Annotated in this window: 16 protein-coding genes and 3 tRNA genes; 3 read left to right on the top strand and 16 right to left on the bottom strand. The window is 63.5% G+C overall.

The genetic code is table 11. The features are described 5' to 3' along the window. Positions 1-7: 7 nt before the first annotated feature. From phoB to AC1ECW_RS12010, 7 genes are all read right to left on the bottom strand, one after another. On the bottom strand, positions 8-715 hold the full coding sequence (gene phoB, locus AC1ECW_RS12040) for a phosphate regulon transcriptional regulator PhoB (protein ID WP_409702541.1): 708 nt from the start codon (positions 713-715) through the stop codon (positions 8-10). A gap of 32 nt (positions 716-747) precedes the next feature. Further along, positions 748-1,455 (bottom strand): phosphate signaling complex protein PhoU, encoded by a 708-nt coding sequence (gene phoU, locus AC1ECW_RS12035; RefSeq protein ID WP_409702567.1) that lies wholly within the window; start codon positions 1,453-1,455, stop codon positions 748-750. Positions 1,456-1,481: 26 nt separating this feature from the next. Continuing rightward, on the bottom strand, positions 1,482-2,327 hold the full coding sequence (pstB, locus tag AC1ECW_RS12030) for a phosphate ABC transporter ATP-binding protein PstB (RefSeq protein ID WP_409702543.1): 846 nt from the start codon (positions 2,325-2,327) through the stop codon (positions 1,482-1,484). Between the two features lie 42 nt (positions 2,328-2,369). After that, positions 2,370-4,025, bottom strand: a complete 1,656-nt coding sequence (gene pstA / locus AC1ECW_RS12025) for a phosphate ABC transporter permease PstA (RefSeq protein WP_409702545.1) — start codon at positions 4,023-4,025, stop codon at positions 2,370-2,372. 18 nt (positions 4,026-4,043) lie between these two features. Then, positions 4,044-6,305: an ABC transporter permease subunit gene (locus tag AC1ECW_RS12020; protein WP_481201920.1), complete on the bottom strand. Its 2,262-nt coding sequence runs from the start codon at positions 6,303-6,305 to the stop codon at positions 4,044-4,046. A gap of 76 nt (positions 6,306-6,381) precedes the next feature. Next, positions 6,382-6,984 (bottom strand): hypothetical protein, encoded by a 603-nt coding sequence (locus AC1ECW_RS12015; protein ID WP_409702549.1) that lies wholly within the window; start codon positions 6,982-6,984, stop codon positions 6,382-6,384. Between the two features lie 90 nt (positions 6,985-7,074). Next, on the bottom strand, positions 7,075-8,055 hold the full coding sequence (locus tag AC1ECW_RS12010) for a PstS family phosphate ABC transporter substrate-binding protein (RefSeq protein ID WP_409702551.1): 981 nt from the start codon (positions 8,053-8,055) through the stop codon (positions 7,075-7,077). 247 nt (positions 8,056-8,302) lie between these two features. On the opposite strand from AC1ECW_RS12010, the gene AC1ECW_RS12005 reads away from it, so the two are divergent. Genes AC1ECW_RS12005 through arsB form a run of 3 tightly spaced genes read left to right on the top strand, consistent with a single transcriptional unit; the run spans position 8,303 to position 10,334 of the window. After that, positions 8,303-8,734 carry an ArsR/SmtB family transcription factor gene (locus AC1ECW_RS12005; RefSeq protein WP_481201919.1) on the top strand — a complete coding sequence of 144 codons (432 nt, stop codon included), beginning with the start codon at positions 8,303-8,305 and terminating at the stop codon, positions 8,732-8,734. Beyond that, complete coding sequence (locus AC1ECW_RS12000; RefSeq protein ID WP_481201918.1) at positions 8,731-9,225, top strand: arsenate reductase ArsC; 495 nt, start codon at positions 8,731-8,733, stop codon at positions 9,223-9,225. Before AC1ECW_RS12005 ends, AC1ECW_RS12000 begins: the two co-directional genes overlap by 4 nt. Positions 9,226-9,245: 20 nt before the next feature. Continuing rightward, positions 9,246-10,334, top strand: a complete 1,089-nt coding sequence (gene arsB / locus AC1ECW_RS11995; RefSeq protein ID WP_481201917.1) for an ACR3 family arsenite efflux transporter — start codon at positions 9,246-9,248, stop codon at positions 10,332-10,334. Here arsB and tssA read toward each other — a convergent pair. The 9 genes from tssA to AC1ECW_RS11950 all read right to left on the bottom strand — a co-directional run bounded on the left by tssA (position 10,323) and on the right by AC1ECW_RS11950 (position 21,210). Continuing rightward, a complete protein-coding gene (gene tssA, locus AC1ECW_RS11990; RefSeq protein ID WP_409702555.1) occupies positions 10,323-11,369 on the bottom strand; it encodes a type VI secretion system protein TssA in 1,047 nt (348 codons plus the stop codon). The genes arsB and tssA overlap by 12 nt on opposite strands. Positions 11,370-11,531: 162 nt before the next feature. Beyond that, positions 11,532-11,605: transfer RNA gene (locus AC1ECW_RS11985), tRNA-Cys, on the bottom strand. 113 nt (positions 11,606-11,718) lie between these two features. Next, positions 11,719-11,794 (bottom strand) — tRNA-Gly (locus AC1ECW_RS11980). A 129-nt stretch (positions 11,795-11,923) separates the two neighbouring features. Then, a complete protein-coding gene (lon, locus tag AC1ECW_RS11975; protein WP_409702557.1) occupies positions 11,924-14,341 on the bottom strand; it encodes an endopeptidase La in 2,418 nt (805 codons plus the stop codon). An 88-nt stretch (positions 14,342-14,429) separates the two neighbouring features. Further along, a complete protein-coding gene (clpX, locus tag AC1ECW_RS11970; protein ID WP_409702559.1) occupies positions 14,430-15,707 on the bottom strand; it encodes an ATP-dependent Clp protease ATP-binding subunit ClpX in 1,278 nt (425 codons plus the stop codon). Positions 15,708-15,835: 128 nt separating this feature from the next. Continuing rightward, on the bottom strand, positions 15,836-16,450 hold the full coding sequence (clpP, locus tag AC1ECW_RS11965) for an ATP-dependent Clp endopeptidase proteolytic subunit ClpP (protein ID WP_409662423.1): 615 nt from the start codon (positions 16,448-16,450) through the stop codon (positions 15,836-15,838). Positions 16,451-16,603: 153 nt separating this feature from the next. Beyond that, positions 16,604-17,911: a trigger factor gene (tig, locus tag AC1ECW_RS11960; RefSeq protein ID WP_481201916.1), complete on the bottom strand. Its 1,308-nt coding sequence runs from the start codon at positions 17,909-17,911 to the stop codon at positions 16,604-16,606. Between the two features lie 22 nt (positions 17,912-17,933). Then, positions 17,934-18,020: transfer RNA gene (locus AC1ECW_RS11955), tRNA-Leu, on the bottom strand. A 67-nt stretch (positions 18,021-18,087) separates the two neighbouring features. After that, complete coding sequence (locus AC1ECW_RS11950) at positions 18,088-21,210, bottom strand: efflux RND transporter permease subunit (RefSeq protein WP_481201915.1); 3,123 nt, start codon at positions 21,208-21,210, stop codon at positions 18,088-18,090. Positions 21,211-21,229 lie beyond the last annotated feature (19 nt).

Genomic DNA, 21,229 nt, shown 5'->3' with positions numbered 1-21,229 from the left:
TGAGGCGTCAAGAAGTCGTGGTCTGGGTGTGCTGAGTCAAACGGTAGCCGGCCCCACGCACCGTTTCGATCATCGACGAGCATTGCACCGTGGATAGCGCCTCGCGCAAACGCTTGACGTGCACATCCACCGTGCGCTCCTCGATGAAGACATGGTCGCCCCAAACCCGATCGAGCAACTGAGCCCGGCTATGCACCCGTTCCGGATGCGTCATCAAGAAATGCAGCAGTCTGAACTCGGTGGGTCCGACCTTGACCTCTTGGCCTGCACGGGAGACACGGCGCGTGGACGGGTCCAGTCGCAAGCCCCCCACTTCCACCACCGTATCCAGCGCTTCGGGCGCCTTGCGCCGCAACACCGCCCGGATGCGGGCCATGAGTTCGTTGGTGGAAAAAGGCTTGGCGATGTAATCGTCAGCACCCGCATCCAACCCCGCCACACGGTCTACTTCCTCGCCACGCGCGGTCAGCATGATGATCGGCAAGGACTTGGTGCGTTCTTGACTGCGCAGCCGTTTGGCCAACGACAAGCCGGACTCCCCTGGCAACATCCAGTCCAGCAGCACGAGATCGGGCAACACCTTGGAAATCGCCAGTTCGGCCTGGTCGGCGCTGGAGGCCAGCGTCACCTCATAGCCGGCATGACGCAGATTCAAAGAGATGAGTTCGGCGATGGCGGATTCATCTTCCACCACCAACACGGACGCCAAGGTCATCGTTCTTGCCTTTCGTGCGAAGCTCTACCCGCTCAGCGCACCACCTGGTCGAGCGACTCGACGGGGTTGTGGCGCACATCGGTGCCTTTGACGACATAGATGATTTGCTCGGCCAAGTTTTTGGCGTGATCGCCCACCCGTTCAATCGCCTTGGCCACAAAGACCAGATCGATGCTCGCCGAGATCGTGCGAGGATCTTCCATCATGTAAGTGATGAGCTTGCGCATCAGACCATCGAACTCCTCGTCGATACGCGGATCGGCTTTGATGATCTCGGCAGCTTTCACCGCATCGAGCCGCGCGAAAGCGTCCAACGCGCTGCGCAACTGCTGGGTCGCCAAGCCGGCTTCGAACGAGATATCGGACAAAGGCAAGCGCATCCGGCTGGAGACGCCACCATTGATGAGGCGTTGCACCGTGCGTGCGATACGTGCGGCTTCGTCACCCACGCGCTCAAGGTTGCCGATCGCCTTGGAAATGGCGATCAACAGGCGTAGATCGCGTGCGGTGGGCTGTCGGCGTGCGATGATGATGGACAGGTCATGGTCGATGTCCACTTCCATGCCGTTGACCCGCTCTTCGAGCGTGAGCACCTGGGAAGCGGTCTCGCCGCTGAAATTCGTGAGGGCGTAAACGGCCTGGGCCACCTGCGATTCCACCAGCCCACCCATTTCGAGCACTCGCGTCGAAATGCTGGACAGATCGGCATCGAACTGGCTGGAGATATGTTTGTCGCTCATGGGATCCTCTCCTCGATCTGTAGCGGTCAACCGAAACGACCGGTGATGTAGTCCTCGGTCTCGCGGCGCTGCGGCTTCATGAAAAGCTCGGTGGTCGCACCGTACTCGATCAACTTGCCCAAGTACATGTAGGCGGTGTAGTCCGAGACCCGAGCAGCTTGCTGCATGTTGTGAGTCACGATCACGATCGTGTACTTCGACTTCAGTTCATGCAACAGCTCCTCGACCTTTGCGGTCGAAATCGGGTCTAGCGCCGAGCAAGGCTCGTCCAACAGCAGCACTTCAGGCTCCAACGCAACAGCCCGTGCAATCACCAAACGCTGCTGCTGACCACCAGACAGACTCAGCCCGCTGGCATCGAGCCGATCCTTGACTTCGTCCCATAGTGCAGCCTGGCGCAAAGAACGCTCCACGACTTCGTCGAGCTGAGCGCGGTTTTTCACGCCCAGAAGCCGCAGACCATAGGCCACGTTCTCGTAGATCGATTTCGGAAAGGGATTGGGCTTTTGAAACACCATGCCCACACGGCGGCGCAATTGGGCCACGTTGACGCTGCGGTCGTAGATGTTCTTGCCGTCGAGCAGGATCTGGCCTTCCACGCGGCAGTTGTCGACGAGATCGTTCATCCGGTTAAAACAACGCAGCAGCGTGGATTTGCCGCAACCACTGGGCCCGATGAAGGCCACAACCTGCCCCCGCGGGATATCCATCGACACGTCAAACAGCGCCTGTTTGGCCCCATAAAAGAGATTCAACCCCTTGACGGACAGCGCCGCCTCGTGATCAGAGACGGGACGCGTGGGGGCAGCCGCAGCAGGCACGGCCGTTTCGATCGTGACCCGCGGCGCAGCGGCTTCGGTGAAGGCGTTCATCGGGTTTTCTCCAGACATCCAAAAGAATCTAGCACTGTCACATCAAACCGAGTCGAGACCGCGGAACTTCTCACGCAGCCGGTTGCGCAGCCGGATCGCCGCGAGATTCAAGCCCATGATCACGACCACCAACAGCAAAGCCGTCGCGTACACCAAGGGACGGGCCGCCTCCACGTTGGGGCTTTGGAAACCCACGTCGTAAATGTGAAAGCCCAAATGCATGAACTTGCGCTCCAGGTGCAGGTAAGGGAAATAGCCATCCAGTGGCAGGGACGGCGCGAGCTTGACCACGCCCACCAGCATCAGCGGCGCCACCTCCCCCGCAGCACGGGCCACCGCCAGGATCAAGCCGGTCATCATCGCCGGGCTGGCCATCGGCAGCACCGTGCGCCACAGCGTCTCGGCCTTCGTCGCGCCTAGTGCCAAGCTGCCTTCGCGAACGGAGCGTGGCACGCGCGACAGCCCCTCCTCGGTGGCCACAATGACCACCGGCAACGTCAAAATGGCCAAGGTCAACGACGCCCACAGCAGGCCGGGGCTGCCGAAGGTCGGAGCTGGCAAGGCCTCCGGGAAAAACAGCCGGTCGATGTTGCCCCCCAGGAAGTACACGAAGAAGCCCAGACCGAACACCCCGTAGACGATGGACGGCACGCCGGCCAAATTGTTCACCGAGATGCGGATGATGCGGATCAGGGGGCCCTGCTTGGCGTACTCGCGCATGTACACGGCAGCCATGATGCCCAACGGCGTGACCATCACCGACATCAGCAAGACCATCAGCACGGTGCCGAAGATCGCCGGGAAGATACCCCCTTCGGTGTTGGCCTCTCGGGGATCATCCCAGATGAATTCATGCAACTTGCGGACGTAGTGTGCGATCTTCTCGAACAGACCCATGGCATTGGGCCGGTAGGCATCGGCCACATTGGCCAGCTTCACCTCGACCTCTTGCCCGCTCATCACCCGACCGACCAAGGAATCGCGGCCGATCTGCTCGCGCAGCACGCGCAATTCGTCCTGGAGCTTGGCAAAGCGGCCATTGAGCACTTCACGCTGACGTTCGATATCGGCCTTTGCTACCTCGGTGAGCTGATGACGCAACTCCAAGCGGCGCTGCTTCAGGCGCAACTGCTCCAGCTCGTAGTTCACGCGCCCGATATCGTATTTTTCGATCTGGTGAATCCGATCGAACAATTCGCTGGCGCGTTGGACACGCCGCTGTAGCTCAGGCCAGGCTGCCTCGCCACTGGCGACGACTTGGCCGGCTTCTTTTACGGCCACGAGATGCCCATAGAAGTTGCCCCATTCGCGACGCTCGATCGTGACAATGTCTTTCGGGTACGTCAGTTCGCCCAACAAGGGCACGGGAAACCAGCGGAAATCCACCCCGGTGACATCGCGGTTGCCCATCTTCACGAGCACCCGCTCGGAGAAATTCGCCTCCCCCGGAATGTTGAAACCCGCTTCGCGCAAACGACGGGTGGCCACTTCCTCCCGCTCACGGATCTCACCAATGAGACCGACCCGTGAGCCGTCACGCTCGACGAAGGTGGTTTCCATCACCGGCTTGGGCCAGAAGTGATTCAGACCGCGCAAAGCCGTCAGCGCCAGCACGCCAGCAACCGCCAACACACAAGCCGCCACAGCCCCAGCCGTCAGCCAGATCCAGGGAGAACCGCTCTTGAACCAGTCTTTCATGATGTGTGCCCTCCCCCGTCAAATGCTGCTGTACTTCTCACGCAGGCGTTGACGCACCAGCTCGGCCACTGTGTTGACGAAGAACGTGAAGGCAAACAGCACCAGCGCCGACAGGAACAACAAGCGGTAGTGCGTTTCACCCACGCCCGCCTCCGGCATTTCCACCCCGATGTTGGCCGACAGCGTGCGAAAGCCCGTGAACATGCTGAAATCCATCACGGCCGTGTTGCCGGTGGCCATCAGCACGATCATCGTCTCACCAACGGCCCGTCCCAAGCCGATCATCACCGCAGAGAAAATGCCGGGGCTGGCCGTCAGCAGCACCACCCCTGTGAGCGTTTGCCAAGGCGTCGCCCCCAGCGCCAAGGAGCCGGACGTCAAGGCCTTGGGCACACTGAAGATCGCGTCTTCCGCGATCGAGAAGATCGTGGGCGTCACCGCGAACCCCATGGCAATCCCCACCACGAGCGAGTTGCGCTGCTCATACGTGATGCCCAGCTCGGTGCTCAGCCAATGCGGCATGTCCCCCCCGAAAAACGCGGCCTCGATGGGGTGGCCGATCTGGAAGATGAGCCACACCACGCCAACGAGCACCGGCATCAACAAGGCCGCCTCCCAACCGGCTGGAATACGGCCGGTCACCGAAGCAGGCAACAGATGCCAGACATAAGCGGCCGCCACCATCGAGACGGGCAGCAACACGATGCACAACAGCACACCGGCCAGGTTGTTCTCCACCAAGGGCGCCAGCCACAATCCCGCCAAAAAGCCCAGCACAACGGTCGGCAAGGCCTCCATCACCTCAATGGTGGGTTTGACGAGGGTGCGCATGCGCGGCGTCATGAAGTAAGCGGTGAAAATGGCGCCGAGGATGGCCAGAGGCACCGAAATCAGCATCGCATACGTGGCGGCTTTGATCGTGCCATAGGTCAAGGGCGCCAAGCTGAACTTGGGTTCGAAGTCCGAATTGGCCGCTGAGGACTGCCAAACGTAGTCGGGCTCCTCATAGCTTTCGTACCACACCTTCTCCCACAAACTGTGGAAGGACACCTCCGGGTAGTGGTTGTCCACCGCGGCCGAATACACCCGTCCCGCGGCATCGAGGGCCAAGTAGCCATTCCCGCGAGGCGGCACCCCCAAAACCACCAACGGCTGATCGCTGAGTTTCTCCGTGAAGAGCAAGCGCTGCGACGTGGCGTAATAGCTGCCCAGATGGCCCTTGGCGTCGCCGACGATGAAGCCTTTGCGGAAGAACTCCGGTGCAATGGCCGTAACCTCCGCAGGCATGGGCTTGAACTCGCGGATCTTGCGCAGCGCGAAGTTGGCTCCCTCGGTGCGCACGAGGAACCATTGCGCGAGCCGACCTTGATCCGTGCCAAGAATGATGGAAAAGCCGCCACTGAGCATGGTGATCGCGGTGACCTTCTCTCCGGCCGGCACCAAGTCGACCGTCTCCAGCAAACGCGGCTGCTCCTTATTGCTCAAGTCGTAACGCGCCAACCCACGATCGCCGAACAGGACGTACAGCTCACGCTGCTTGGACTCGATGATGAGCTTGCGAATGCCCGCTGGCGGCGACCCAATCTCAGACTGCTGCACCTCACTTTGTTTTTCGCCCGTCATCATGTTCGTGGTGACACTCACCGCCGACAACAGCAGCCGGCCGTCTTCGGTCTGCGCCACGATGGTCGATCCATCGTCCGTGATCTGCACGCCCAAGTTGACGATCGCGCGCCCTTGCGCATCGACGACCACCGGCGCTTCGCCCACCGGAAACTCCAAACCCGGCGTGATCGTGCGCTGATCGTTCGGGAAACTCACGTCGAAGCGCTGTTTGACCAGGATCACACGTCCATCGGACAAACCGAAGCCTTGTCCATAGCTGCGACGCTCGCCCAAATCGGCGCTGGTCACACGCACTCCCGCAGGCACCGGCACCCGCGCTTCGGACACCAGCTCACCGGAGTCGAAGCGAAAAAACGTGAACACCCCTTCAGCACTGACGCGCACCCCAATTTCCCGTTGCTCCTCACCGGTGAACGCCAGCGTCGCCTGGTCTTTCGGGCCAGGCAGCGCATATTGGCTGCGGTTTTCCACACCGGGCGGCATGAACAAAGGGACGACCACACTGGCCAGGTAGAAGAAAATGGCCGACACCGCCACGATCACACTGATGCCGCCGGCCGTCATCACCTTCTGAAAGATGCGATCCGACAGCAAGCGCCGGCTCATGGCCTTGTTGACGCTCAGAACGGTCTGAGAGGGGGTTGCTGTATTCATGAAGTGGGGTCTGTGCTGACACGAAACGAGGGTGGACGACTCACGTCGCCACCCTCTTGCGCTGTGCAAGCGGCAATTATCCGTTCGATGCGCGCAAAGCCTTGAAGCGCTCGGTCCGGTTGGCGGGTTTGCCTTGCTTGTAGCTCTGGCTGTTCATCACGTAGACGATGGTTTCGCCCTTGGGCCCCGCGCCGATGTCGGTGTAACTGTAGGGCACCTCGCCGTAGGCGATGAAGTCCTTCATGTCCTTGAGCTCGCCGAACAGGTAGAAGCGGCCGTTCTTGAACACTTCACCATAGAAATCGGGGGCAGCCTCCAACTGACCGGACATCACCAACTCACCCAGGCTGGGCTTGTTGTTCTTCACATCGTCGGATGTGATTCCAAACACAAGCGTGCGGCCCTGAGGGCCTTCACCGATGCGCGTGCGCGTCAACTGCACCTCGCCATGCGACAGAAAGTCCATGTAGTTGCGGGTATCACCGAACGCATAAATGCGCCCCGATTCGGGCAACACCACATAAAACTCTTTGGCCGAGGTCGCCGAGGCCGTGGACGAAGGAGCGGCGGGCGCGGCAGCCGGTGCCGGCGACGCGGGCGCGGCAGCTGCCGGCGCAGCCGGTTGCCCTGCACACCCAGCCAAGAGCATCACCGCGGCCCCCAGCGCGCCCAGACCCATCATTCGATTCATCGAGTATCTCCTGAATGTGACTCTCAGACCGCTGCTTGGGTGGCCCTGTGCCCCCCGAAGCAGCGCCACTGGACCGCCTTACTTGGTCAACTCGGCAAGAAAGCGATTGGCCATGGCCGCAGGCATGGGCACGAAGCCGTCTTTGACGACCACTTCCTGACCCTGCTTGGACAACACCATCTTGAAGAACTCACGCTCCAGCGGCGCCAGCGGCTGGTTGGGCTTCTTGTTCACGTAGATATAGAGCACACGGGCCAGCGGATAGGCGCCCGAGACAGAATTCTGAGCGGTCGGCTCGACGAACGGCTCACCCTTTTTCTTCGACAGCGGCAAAGCCCGCACGCCCGAGGTGCGATAGCCGATGCCCGAGTAGCCCAGAGCGTTCAACTGGGTCGACACACTTTGCACCACCGAAGCCGACCCCGGCTGCTCGGCCACGTTACGCTTGAAGTCCCCCTTGCAAAGCGCCACGTCTTTGAAGAACCCGTAGGTGCCAGACACCGAATTGCGGCCATACAGCGCGATGTCGCGGTTGGCCCACTCGCCGGTCATGCCCACCTGTCCCCACTTGGTAATGTCGCTGGCGCCCCCGCAACGACGCCCCACCGACATGATGGCATCCACTTCCTGGATGCTCAGGCCGGGGATCGGGTTGTCCTTGTTCACGTAGACCGCCAGCGCGTCGATGGCCACGCCTACGGCCGTGGGTTTGTAGCCGTGCTTCTTCTCGAACGCCTCGACCTCGCGCGCCGTCATCAGGCGGCTCATCGGGCCGAAGTTCGAGGCCCCTTCGGTCAGCGCCGGCGGCGCCGTCGAGGAGCCCGCGCCTTGGATCTGGATGTTGACATTCGGATAGATGCGCTTGAACTCCTCGGCCCACAGCGTCATGAGGTTGTTCAAGGTGTCCGACCCCACGCTGGTGAAGTTGCCGGACACACCCGGCGCCTTCTGGTAAACAGGCAAAGCGGGATCGACCTGCACGGCCTGGGCGAGCGCCGCTTGCGCGGCCAGGCCCGCGGCGACAAAACCCATCGCGACGGCGAGCTTCTTGAGAATCATCTGTCAACTCCAATCAATCGTTGGGGGATGCGGTTGAGAACGCAGGCGCATGGTAGGCGGCGATCGTGACAGGTCCGTGACAGCGTGCTTTCGCCTCATCGAGAGGCACCGCCGGCGCCGGCTCGATTCGCCCGCCCATGTGACAAAACCATGAGCGTTCGGTGACGAAGCACCGCGCCCGCGGGTCAGCGGGCCCGCCGCCTCCTGCGTATTGACAATAATTCGATATTTGTAGAAAGATAGAATAATGGAAGGCGCTCTGCCCATCTCAGACCCCAAAGCCGAAGCTCCCGCGCTGCAACGAGCGGCCGTACGTCTGGCTGCACTGGCCCAGCCGAGCCGGCTTGCGATCGTCCGCCACCTCATCCAGGCGGGCCCTGAAGGCCTCACGCCGGGAGCCTTGGCCCTAGCGCTGGAGATCCGTCCCAGTACTTTGTCCTTCCATCTCAAGGAATTGCTGCACTGCGGTTTGGTGCAAGCCCAGCCTCAGGGTCGTCACATCGTCTACCGCGCCGGCTACGTGCAAATGCGCGAGCTGATCGAATTTCTCACCGTGCACTGCTGCGCGGGGACTCCTTGTGAGCTGACTTCGTTATCGGCTTCGATGGACCACGCCCTGCCTGACCGCACGGGCGAGGATGCAAACTGCTGTCCCCCACCGACAACACCCCGATCATGACCCCCACACCACTGCACGTGCTCTTTTTGTGCACACACAACTCCGCCCGCAGCATTCTGGCCGAGGCCTTGCTGAATCATTTGGGCCAGGGGCGTTTTCGTGCCCATTCCGCCGGCAGCCAGCCCAAGACCGCACCCAACCCCTTGGCGCTTCGTGTTCTCGAGCAAGCTGGCATCCCGATCGAGGGCTTGCGCAGCAAATCCTGGGACGAATTTGCCACAGCAGAATCGCCAACCATGGATTTGGTGATCACGGTATGCGACCACGCGGCCAGCGAAGCCTGCCCCTATTGGCCTGGTCATCCAGTCACGGTCCACTGGGGCTATCCCGATCCGTCGGCGGTCGCAGGCGACGAAGCCACCCGCCTTGAGGCCTTCCAAGGCACGATGCTCGCCCTACGCCAGCGCATCGAGGCCTTGATTGCGCAAACTTCACCCGAGACCGATCGCGGCGCGATCGCGGCTCTCGCCCGCCGGCTGGCCCAGTCCTGAACTCTTGGGGGAAGACATCGATGGGCGTGTTCGAACGCTACCTGAGCATCTGGGTCGCCTTGGCGATCGCCCTGGGGGTGTCCCTCGGGCTGGCCGCTCCAGGCGTATTTGTGTGGATCGCCCGCCTGGAGGTGGCGCACGTCAACCTCGTCGTGGCCGTGCTGATCTGGATCATGATCTATCCCATGATGATCCAGATCGACTTTGCCGCCGTGCGGGATGTGGGCGCACGCCCCAAAGGGCTTTTACTCACCTTGACGGTGAACTGGCTCATCAAGCCTTTCACGATGGCCGCCTTGGGTGTGCTCTTCTTTCAACACCTGTTTGCGCCGTGGGTCGACCCACAAAGCGCCAACGAATACATTGCCGGCATGATCTTGCTGGGTGTGGCGCCTTGCACTGCCATGGTGTTCGTGTGGAGCCAGCTCACGCGAGGTGATCCGAACTACACCCTGGTTCAAGTGTCGGTCAACGACCTGATCATGGTCTTCGCCTTCGCGCCGATCGCTGCGTTCTTGCTCGGCGTCACGGATGTGGTCGTCCCCTGGGAAACCTTGCTGCTGTCGGTGCTGCTCTACGTCGTGCTGCCCTTGGTGGCGGGGATTCTGACCCGCCGCACCTGGCTGACCACAGGCGGAGCCGACCATCTCGCTCGTCGTGTGGCCACACTCAAACCGGCCTCCGTGACCGGGTTGATCGCCACCGTCGTTTTGCTCTTTGCGCTGCAAGCCGAAACGATCGTCCGGCAACCGGCCGTCATCGCACTGATCGCCGTTCCGCTGCTGCTGCAGACTTACGGCATTTTCGCCTTGTCCTACGCAGCAGCACGCTGGATGCGATTACCGTACGAGATCGCCGCTCCGGCGTGTTTGATCGGCACATCCAACTTCTTTGAGCTCGCGGTGGCCGTGGCCATCTCCTTGTTCGGTCTGCATTCGGGCGCAGCCCTGGCCACCGTCGTGGGCGTGTTGGTCGAGGTGCCGGTCATGCTCTCCCTGGTGGCATTCGCAAACCGCACCCGTCACTGGTTCGCGCAGCATCACGCCGCAGCCGGTCGATCCCTCGCAGCGAACCGGGGCTCCGATCAGTGCCCTTCTTCAGGGGCGTGAAGGCTGGTCCACGCCCAACAGCTCTTCGACATGAGCGAGCGCGCCTGGATCCTTGAGCACCACCTGTAGCCATTGATGCAGGGGCATCTCACCCCAGCGCGCCGCCTTTTCGGCCAGGTAGGCCACCGGACTGTGGGGTTCGGTGCGACGAAAAAAGGCTGCCACCTCGCGCAGCTGCCGCAGGGCCTGCTCGCGGCTGTGCAGCCCCGCTGTCGGCGGCATCGGCAGCGGCTCGGACGGCTCGCCCCCCCGTGCCGTCGGATCGACCGAGACCTCCGGCGCGCGATCGGCCAGCAGCCCAGCGCCCTTGCACAGCCGGCCCATCTCATGGGCGGCAGCGTCCAGGGCCTCGCGCGCGGCGGCAAAGCTCGGGCCCTCCTCGCCCAGCCGGGCGTCGCACAGCGCCTGCAAGGCCGCCAGGCGGTCCAGGCATGCCCGTGCCGCGGCCTCGACGGCCAGCAACTGCGGCGCCGGCGTCTCGCGCACGGCACGCTGCAACTGCTCCATCGTCAGCCGCCCTTCGGCGAGCTGAGCGGCCTCGTCGGGATGGCGTTCCATCTGCTGCTGGAGCTGTCGCGCCGACGCCAGATCTCGCAAGGTGTGGCGTGCCGACGTGATCGGCAGCTCCTGGGCCAGACCGACGATGCGATGGAGCAGCCAGGCCAGGTTGCCGATGCGTTGCGCGGCATCCCCCTCCTCGGGCAAAGGATGCAGGTGGTCCCAGTGGCGCTCGCACAGCGAGACGCACAGCCCCAGGCCTTCGGCCAGGCCGGCGTAGCCGCGTTGCATGGCTGCAGCCTCCGTCCACCACATCGCCAGGCGCAAATCCTTGCTGCGTTCGGCCAGCAGCTTGGCACACAAGGCCTCCACGCCCGGCCAGTCGGCCACCTTCAGGGCCGTGACCCAGGCCCCTTGGTCGAGGCTCGGGTCATCTTCGCGCCGCATCTCGCGGATGGCGTCGAACTCGCCAGAGAACGAGAGATCTTCGCCGCAGGGTCGGTCAGCTGACAGGGGTTCGATCAGACGGGCGTCCATGCACAAGGTTCAGGTTCCAGCCACAAGACGCGCAGGATACTGAAACCCCCGCATTGCAATCGCTACAAATTGCGACGAAACCCGCAAGCACGGGGGCCCCCAGCGCAGCGATACCTGCGGGCCGTACGAGGCCGCTCAGGACGGGGACAATGGAAGGGGAGATGGAGGCGGAGGCCGGAATCGAACCGGCGTGGACGGCTTTGCAGGCCGCTGCATAACCACTTTGCTACCCCGCCCTGGGGGCGGCTCCTGCGCAGGGCCGGAGCCGGTCATCGGCAACGAATGCTACCAATGAAAAAGGGAAGCTGCTTGGATCAAGGAGATCTGAAGAAGCTTCCCTTTCAGCATCTGGAGCGGGAGACGAGTCTCGAACTCGCGACCTCAACCTTGGCAAGGTTGCGCTCTACCAACTGAGCTACTCCCGCACTGTTTTCTTTGATTCGCTGCTGGCTTCGTCTTTGAAGTCTTCAGCGTTTCGCAGAAGCTCGCATTATAGATGAGATTTTCTTCCTCGTGCAAGCCCTTTTCCGCTCACACGAGCAAGAGCGAGGTGTTCAATGCGTCAGCACCTCCGCACTGCCTGCCGCCGGGGCGTCCTTGGCCGCTTCGACCTTGACCACCTCTTCCTCGGGCAACGGCTCGGGCTTGGACACCAGCGCGGTCTCCAGCACCTTGTCGATCCACTTCACCGGAAGGATCTCGAGCTGGTCCTTCACGTTCTCGGGGATCTCCTGCAGGTCCTTGACGTTCTCCTCAGGGATCAGCACCGTCTTGATGCCGCCACGGTGGGCGGCCAGCAGCTTCTCCTTCAGGCCGCCGATGGCCGTGACCTCACCGCGCAGCGTGATCTCGCCGGTCATCGCAACATCGGCCCGCACGGGGATGCCCGTCAGCGCCGACACCATCGCCGTGGTCATCGCGATGCCCGCGCTCGGGCCGTCCTTGGGCGTGGCGCCATCGGGCACATGGATGTGGATGTCGCGCTTTTCGAACATCTCGTCCTTGATACCCAGGCGACGAGCGCGCGAGCGCACCACCGAACGGGCCGCTTCGACGGACTCCTTCATCACGTCGCCGAGCTGTCCGGTGCGGATGGTGTTGCCCTTGCCCGGCATCACCACCGCCTCGATGGTCAACAAGTCGCCACCGACCTCGGTCCAGGCCAGGCCCACGACCTGCCCGACCTGGTTCTCCTGCTCGGCGCGGCCGTACTGGAACTTGCGCACACCGAGGAACTCGTTGAGGTTGTCCTCGGTGACGACGACCTTGCCTTCGTACTTCTTCAGCGCCTGGCCCTTGACGACCTTGCGGCAGATCTTGGAAATCTCGCGCTCGAGCGAGCGCACGCCGGCCTCACGGGTGTAGTAGCGGATGATCCCGCGAATGGCCGACTCGGTCACCTCGAGTTCCTCGTCCTTCACGCCGTTGTTCTTGCACTGCTTGGGCAGCAGGTAGCGCTGGGCGATGTTGACCTTCTCGTCCTCGGTGTAGCCCGACAGGCGAATCACCTCCATGCGGTCGAGCAGGGCCGGCGGGATGTTCAGCGAGTTGGACGTCGCCACGAACATCACATCGGACAGGTCGAAGTCGACCTCGACGTAATGGTCACTGAAGGTGTGGTTCTGCTCGGGGTCGAGCACCTCCAGCAGCGCCGACGACGGGTCGCCGCGGAAGTCCATGCCCAGCTTGTCAATCTCGTCGAGCAGGAACAGCGGGTTGCGCACCCCCACCTTGGTCAGGCTCTGCAGCACCTTGCCCGGCATCGAGCCGATGTAGGTGCGGCGATGGCCACGGATCTCGGCCTCGTCACGCACACCGCCCAAGGCCATGCGCACGAACTTGCGGCCCGTGGCACGCGCCACCGACTGGCCCAGCGAGGTCTTGCCCACGCCCGGGGGCCCCACCAGGCACAGAATGGGGGCCTTGACCTTGTCCACGCGCTGCTGCACCGCGAGGTATTCGAGGATGCGTTCCTTGACCTTCTCCAGGCCGTAGTGGTCCTCGTTGAGCACTTCCTCGGCGTGCACCAGATCGTGCTTGATCTTGGTCTTCTTGCTCCACGGCAGGTTGACCAGGGTGTCGATGTAATTGCGCACCACTGTGGCCTCGGCCGACATCGGCGACATCAGCTTGAGCTTCTTGAGCTCGCTCTCGGCCTTCTTGCGCGCTTCCTTGCTCATGCGGGCCGCGGCGATCTTCTTCTCGAGCTCCTCGAGGTCGGCGCCTTCCTCACCCTCGCCGAGCTCCTTCTGGATGGCCTTGACCTGTTCATTCAGGTAGTACTCGCGCTGGCTCTTCTCCATCTGGCGCTTGACACGGCCGCGGATGCGCTTTTCCACCTGCAGGATGTCGACCTCGTGCTCGAGCTGCTCGAGCAGCCGCTCCAGCCGCTTGGCGACCGAAAACAGGTCGAGCACCGACTGCTTGTTCTCGAGCTTGAGCGGCAGATGGGCGGCAATCGTGTCGGCCAGGCGGCCGGCATCGTCAATTCCCGCGATGGAGGTGAGGATCTCCGGCGGAATCTTCTTGTTGAGCTTGACGTACTGGTCGAACTGCTGGGTGACCGCACGGCGCAGGGCCTCGATCTCCGGCGAGCTCTCGGTCTCGGGCGGCACCGGGCGCACCACGGCCACGAAATGCTCGCCGCTGTCGTCGATGCGGTCGGTGGTGGCGCGCTGCAAGCCCTCGACCAGCACCTTCACGGTGCCGTCGGGCAGCTTGAGCATCTGCAGGATGCTGGAGACGCACCCCACCGAGAACATGTCGTCGGCGCGGGGCTCGTCCTTACCGGCGGCCTTCTGGGCCACGAGCATGATCTGGCGACCGGCCTCCATGGCCGATTCCAGCGCCTTGATCGACTTGGGCCGGCCCACGAACAGCGGGATGACCATGTGGGGGAAGACCACGACGTCGCGCAGCGGCAGCAGCGGCAGCTCGATGGGATCGGCGGGCAAAACGGGATGTCCAGACATCACAGACCTCTCTTTCTCAAGCCGGATGTGGGGCTCGAGAGTTCAATTGCAAGACGGGCGTTCCCTGTGACGGGTGCGCCCCGGTCCCTCAGGCGCTGGCCTTGGCCTGCTCGCGGTAGACCAGCAGGGGCTTGGTGTTTTCCTCGATGGTGTGTTCATCCACCACCACCTTGGCCACGCCGTCCAGGGCGGGCAGGTCGAACATGGTGTCGATCAGGGCCTGTTCCATGATCGAACGCAGACCGCGGGCGCCGGTCTTGCGCGCCAGCGCCTTGCGGGCGATGGACACCAGCGCCGACGGCCGGATCTCCAGCTCCACGCCGTCCATCGAAAAAAGCTTCTGGTATTGCTTGACCAGGGCGTTCTTGGGCTCGGTGAGGATCTGCACCAGGGCGTCCTCGGTGAGCTCGCCCAGGGTGGCCACCACCGGCAGCCGGCCGACCAGCTCGGGGATCAGGCCGAACTTGATCAGATCCTCGGGTTCGACGTCGCGGAACACGTCCGAGAGCTTGCGTTCGGACTTGCTCTTCACCGAGGCGGCAAAGCCGATGCCCGATTTCTCCGAACGGTTCTGGATGATCTTCTCCAGCCCGTCGAAAGCCCCTCCACAGATGAACAGGATGTTGGTCGTGTCGATCTGCAGGAAATCCTGGTTGGGATGCTTGCGGCCGCCCTGGGGCGGCACCGAGGCCATGGTGCCTTCGATCAGCTTGAGCAGAGCCTGCTGCACCCCTTCGCCGGAGACATCGCGCGTGATGGAGGGGTTGTCGGCCTTGCGCGAGATCTTGTCGATCTCGTCGATGTAGACGATGCCGCGCTGCGCGCGCTCGACCTCGTAGTTGCAGTTCTGCAGCAGCTTCTGGATGATGTTCTCGACGTCCTCGCCCACGTAGCCGGCCTCGGTGAGCGTGGTGGCATCGGCAATCACGAAGGGTACGTTGAGCAGCCGCGCCAGCGTCTGGGCGAGCAAGGTCTTGCCCGAACCGGTGGGCCCGATCAGCAAGATGTTGCTCTTGGCCAGTTCGACCTCATCCTTCTTGCCCGCCTGCGCCCCCATGTGCTTGAGGCGCTTGTAGTGGTTGTAGACGGCCACCGACAAGATGCGCTTGGCCGCCTCCTGCCCGATCACGTACTGGTCGAGGCTGGCCTTGATCTCCGAGGGCGTGGGCAGGTCGGAGCGGGCAGCGCGGCCTTCCGGGGCCTCGGCCGGCACTTCGTCACGGATGATGTCGTTGCACAGGTCGATGCACTCGTCGCAGATGAACACCGACGGCCCGGCAATGAGTTTCTTCACCTCGTGCTGGCTCTTGCCGCAAAAGGAGCAATACAAGACTTTCTCGCTGGAAGAGCCTTTTTTCTCGGGCATGGTTCGGGACTCGGCTGGGTGCTTTTCGGAGGATGATAAGTCAAAAGAAAACGGGGCCCGGGTCGAAGGAAAGGCCCCGTTTGCTGTCCTGTTTTTCCGGCTGCCCGGTGGTCGGCAGCCGGCGGGCCTCAACCCTGTTCGCGGCGTTCGAGCACGCGGTCGATCAGGCCGTAGGCCTGGGCTTCCGGGGCGCCCATGAAATAGTCCCGCTCGGTGTCGGCCTGGATTTTCTCCAGTGGCTGGCCGGTGCGCTCGGCCAGGATGCGGTTGAGCTGGTCGCGCGTCTTGAGGATCTCTCGGGCATGGATCTCGATGTCCGAGGCCTGCCCCTGGGCCCCCCCGAGCGGCTGGTGGATCATGATCTTCGAGTTGGGCAGCGCAAAGCGCTTGCCCTTGGCACCGGCAGCCAGCAAGAAGGCCCCCATGCTGGCGGCCATGCCCATGCACAACGTGGACACGTCGGGCTTGATGAACTGCATGGTGTCGTAGATCGACATGCCGGCGCTTACGCTGCCGCCCGGGGAATTGATGTACAGCGAGATGTCCTTGTCGGGGTTCTCACTTTCCAGGAACAGCAGTTGGGCCACCACCAAGTTGGCGGTCTGGTCATTCACCGGGCCCACCAGGAAGACCACACGCTCGCGCAGCAGACGACTGTAGATGTCATAGGCACGCTCGCCGCGGCCGGATTGTTCGATGACGATGGGCACCATGCCCAGGTTCTGGAGGTCCAGGGAGCTCATGAAGGCGATCCTTGCGATGCGGACGAGAGGAAGATGGAAGCAGCGCCGATTATGGCGGTTCGCCTGCGCCCTCGCCGGCCGCAAGGGGTTGCAAAGCGAACGGGGCGCTGCGCCGGTCCCAGCGCAGCGCCCCGTGGTGGGCCTCACGCGGGATCAGGCCCCCATGAGTTCGTCGAACGGCACCGTCTTGTCGACGACCTTGGCGCGGGCCAGGACGAACTCCGTGACATTGTTCTCGAGCACCACGGCTTCGACCTCGGCCAGACGCTGCATGTCGCTGTAGTACCAGCGCACCACCTCTTCGGGCTTCTCGTAGCTCTGGGCCAGCTCCTCGATGTGGGCCTTGATCTGGTCGGGCTGGGCCTTGAGGTCATGGGTCTTCACCAGCTCGGCCACCACCAGGCCCAGGCGCACGCGACGCTCGGCCTGGGGCTGGAACATCTCGGCCGGGATCGGGGCCTTGTCGGCATCCTTGACGCCGCGGGCCTTCAGGTCGGCCCGGGCCGCCTCGGTCATGCGCTCGATCTCGCCTTGCACCAGGGCCTTGGGCACGTCGAGCTCGGCCACCTTGAGCAGTGCGTCCATCACGGCCCCCTTGTTGCGGGCCAGCACGCGGAACTTCACCTCGCGTTCGAGGTTCTTGCGGATGTCGGCCCGCAGGGCCTCGACCGAGCCGTCAGCGATGCCCAGCGACCGGGCAAAGGCTTCATTGACTTCGGGCAACTGCTGCGCCTCGATCTTTTTCAGCGTGACGAGGAAGTCGGCTTCCTTGCCAGCCACGTCCTTGCCATGGTAGTCGTCGGGGAACTTCAACGGGAAGGTCTTGGACTCGCCGGCCTTCATGCCGCGCACGGCCTTCTCGAAAGCCTCGAGCATGCGGCCCTCGCCCAGCAGGAACTGGAAGCCCTCGGCCTTGCCGCCCTCGAAAGGCACGCCGTCGATCTTGCCTTCGAAGTCGATCGTGACCCGGTCGCCATCGGCTGCGGCCTCGGCCGCCGGGCGCTGATGGAAAGTGCGGCGCTGCTTGCGCAGGATGTCCAGGGTCTTGTCGATGGCCGCATCGGTGACCTCGGTGGACACGCGCTCGACTTCGGTGCTCGACAAGTCACCGATCTTGACGTCCGGATAGACCTCGAAGGTGGCATCGAAGGCCAGCTCACCCTCGGGCGCGCCCTCCTTCTCGGTGATGCGCGGGACGCCGGCCACCCGGAGCTGGGCCTCGTTGGCGGCCTTGGCGAAGGCTTCGCCCACTTTGTCGTTCATCACCTCGTACTGGACGGAAAAGCCGTAGCGCTGGGCCACGATGCTCAGCGGCACCTTGCCGGGACGGAACCCGTCGGCCTTGACGGTGCGGGCCAGGCGCTTGAGGCGGGATTCGACCTCATTTTTGATGACCTCGGCCGACAGCGTCAGCGTGATCTTGCGTTCCAGTTTGTCGAGGGTTTCAACAGTCACGGCCATGGTGATCTCTCTCGTTTGAATGTGGTGCGCGGGGGGGGACTCGAACCCCCACACCATCGCTGGCGTCAGGACCTAAACCTGGTGCGTCTACCAATTTCGCCACCCGCGCAAATCGAAAGGGGAGCGGCCTGCTCCCCTTCAGGTGTTCCTATGGGTGTTCCAGGAAACTGCGAATTTTAACCCGGCACCGGGTCGCGGGGCTCTTTCACCCTGAACCAGGCGGCATACATGGCCGGCAGCGCCAGCAGGGTGAGCACCGTGGCCACGATGAGGCCGCCCATGATGGCCACCGCCATCGGGCCCCAGAAGATGCTGCGCGACAGCGGGATCATCGCAAGCACGGCGGCCGCGGCCGTCAGCAGGATGGGTCGCAGCCGGCGCACGGCCGCCTCGACCACGGCCTGCCAGTCAGGAACCCCTCGGGCGCGGTCCTGCTCGATCTGGTCGATCAGGATGACCGAGTTGCGCATGATCATGCCCATGAGCGCAATCACCCCCAGCAGGGCCACGAAGCCGAAAGGCCGGTCCAGGATGAGCAGGGCGGCAGCCACGCCGGCGATGCCCAACGGCGCCGTCAGGAAGACCAGCAACGCGCGACTGAAGCTGTGCAGCTGCAGCATCAGCAGCGTGAAGGTGATGAAGAGCATCGCCGGCACGCCCGCGGCAATCGAACCGGTGCCCTTGTTGCTTTCCTGCACCGTGCCAGCCATGTCGATGCGGTAGCCCACCGGCAGCCTGGCGCGGATTGCGTCGAGCTGAGGGTCGATCTGGAAGCTCACGGTGGCCGGCTGCAGCCCTTCCACGACGTCGCCCTGCACGGTCACGGCATAGTCGCGGCCCTCGCGCCAGAGCACACCGGGCTCCCAGACGAACTCGGCACGGGCCACCTGGGTGAGCGGGATGCTGCGGCCGCTGGCCGTGGGCACATAAGCGTTGTACAGGTCGGTCAATGCGGCGCGCTCTTGCGCGGGCGTGCGCAGCACGATGTCGATCAGCTTGTCGCCCTCACGGTATTGCCCGATGGTGTTGCCCGTCTGCGCCGTGCGCAGCGCCTGGGCGATGGCCTGGCTGGTCACGCCCAGGGCGCGGGCGCGCGTCTGGTCGATGTCCAGGCGCAGCACCTTCACCGACTCGTTCCAGTTGTCGTTCACCCCACGCAGGTGGGGGTTGGCCAGCATCACGGCCTTGACCTCGTCGGCGATGCGCCGCACCTGCGCCGTATCGGAGCCGATCACGCGGAACTGCACCGGATAGGGCACCGGCGGACCGTTGGGCAGCAGCTTCACACGGCCGCGCACCTCCGGGAACTCCTCGGCCAGCACGGCCGGCAATCGGCGCCGCAGGTCCTCGCGGGCCGACAGGTCCTTGGGCATCACGATCATCTGGCTGACGTTGGACTGCGGGAAGATCTGGTCGAGCACGAGCGCGAAGCGCGGCACACCGCTGCCCACCCAGGTGCTCACGCTGGCCACACCCTCCTCCTTCATCAGCCGGGCCTCGACGCGACGCGCCACGTCCTCGGTGGCCTGATAGGAGGACCCTTCGGGCAGCCAGAGGTCCACCAGCACCTCCAGCCGGTTGGAATCCGGGAAGAACTGCTGCTGCACACGGCCCATGCCCACCACGCCCAGCACGAGCGACAGCACGGTCAGGCCGATCGTGATCCAGCGGTGCCGGACGCACCAGCCCACCACGCGACGGAAACGGTTGTAGAACGGCGTGTCGAAGAGTTCGTGAGGCTGCTCACCGGCCTGGGCGCGTGTCTTGAGCAGCACCGTGCCCAGGTAGGGCACGAAGTAGACCGACACGAGCCAGGAGATCACGAGCGCGGCGGCCGTGACGGCAAAGATCGCGAAGGTGTATTCACCCACGGCCGACTTGGCCATGCCGATGGGCAGGAAGCCCACGGCGGTGATCAGGGTGCCAGTGAGCATGGGCATGGCGGTGATCTCATAGGCGGCGGTGGCAGCGCGCAGCTTGTCGTAGCCCTCCTCCAGCTTGCGCACCATCATTTCGACGGCGATGATGGCGTCGTCCACCAGCAGGCCCAGCGCAATGATCAGCGAGCCCAGCGAGATCTTGTGCAGTCCCACGCCCCAGTAGAACATCGTGACAAAGGTGATGGCCAGCACCAGCGGGATGGTGATGGCCACCACCATGCCCGGACGCCAGTCCAGCCGCAGCGGCCGCATGTGCAGGCCCAGGCTGATGAAGCTCACTGCCAGCACGATCACCACGGCCTCGATCAGCACCTTGATGAACTCATTGACCGACCGCGAGACCACCGTGGACTGATCCTGGAACTGCGTCATCTCGATGCCCACGGGCAGCTCGGCGCGGATCCGCCCCACAGCGGCCTCCAGTTCGCGGCCCAGTCGGATGATGTCGCCGCCCTTGGCCATTGAGACCCCCAGGGCCAACACCTCCTGCCCCTGGTGGCGCACCTTGACCTGCGGCGGATCGACGTAGCCGCGGCGCACCTCGGCGATGTCGCCGAGCCGCAGGGTGTTGCCCGCTGCACGGATGGGAAAGGCACGCAACTCCTCCTCGGAGTTGAAGGGGCCGCCCACGCGCAACTGCACCTGATCGGTGGGCAGGGTGACGACGCCGGCCGATTCGACGGCGTTTTGCTGGCCGAGCTGCGCGATCACCTGATTGAAGTCCAGCCCCAGTTGCGCCAAACGCGCCTGCGAGACCTCGATGTAGATCTTCTCGTCTTGCGCGCCGAAGATCTCGACCTTGGCCACATCCGGCACACGCAGGAGTTGTTGCCGGACCCGGTCGGCGTGCTCCTTCAGTTCGCGCGGGCTGAAGCCATCGGAGGACAGGGCATAGATCGCCCCGTACACATCGCCGAACTCGTCATTGAAGAAGGGCCCGATCACGCCCTGCGGCAAGGTGCCGCGCATGTCGTTCACCTTCTTGCGCGTCTGGTACCAGATCTGCTGCAGCTGCTCCGGCGGCGAGGAGTCGGCCACCTGGAAGATGATCAGCGTCTCCCCCGGCTTGGAGTAGCTGCGGATGATGTCCGCATAGGGAACTTCCTGCAGTGTGCGCTCGATCTTGTCAGTGACCTGGTCGGCGATCTGCTGTGCGGTGGCACCCGGCCAGTAGGCGCGCACCACCATGGCGCGGAAGGCGAACGGCGGATCCTCGTCCTGCCCGAGCTGGAAATAGGCCGCAAAGCCCAGCACCATCAGCACCACGAGCAGGTAGCGTGTGAGCGCCGAATGCTCGAGCGCCCAGCGGGAAATGTTGAAGCGGCGCTCACCCGAGGCCGGCAAGTGCAGTGAACTCACGGAAGACCTCGACGTCAAG

It is taken from the genome of Caldimonas hydrothermalis (assembly GCF_056746695.1).
Note: the sequence above shows the minus strand (reverse complement) of the source record. Positions and strands in the feature narration are given on the sequence as shown.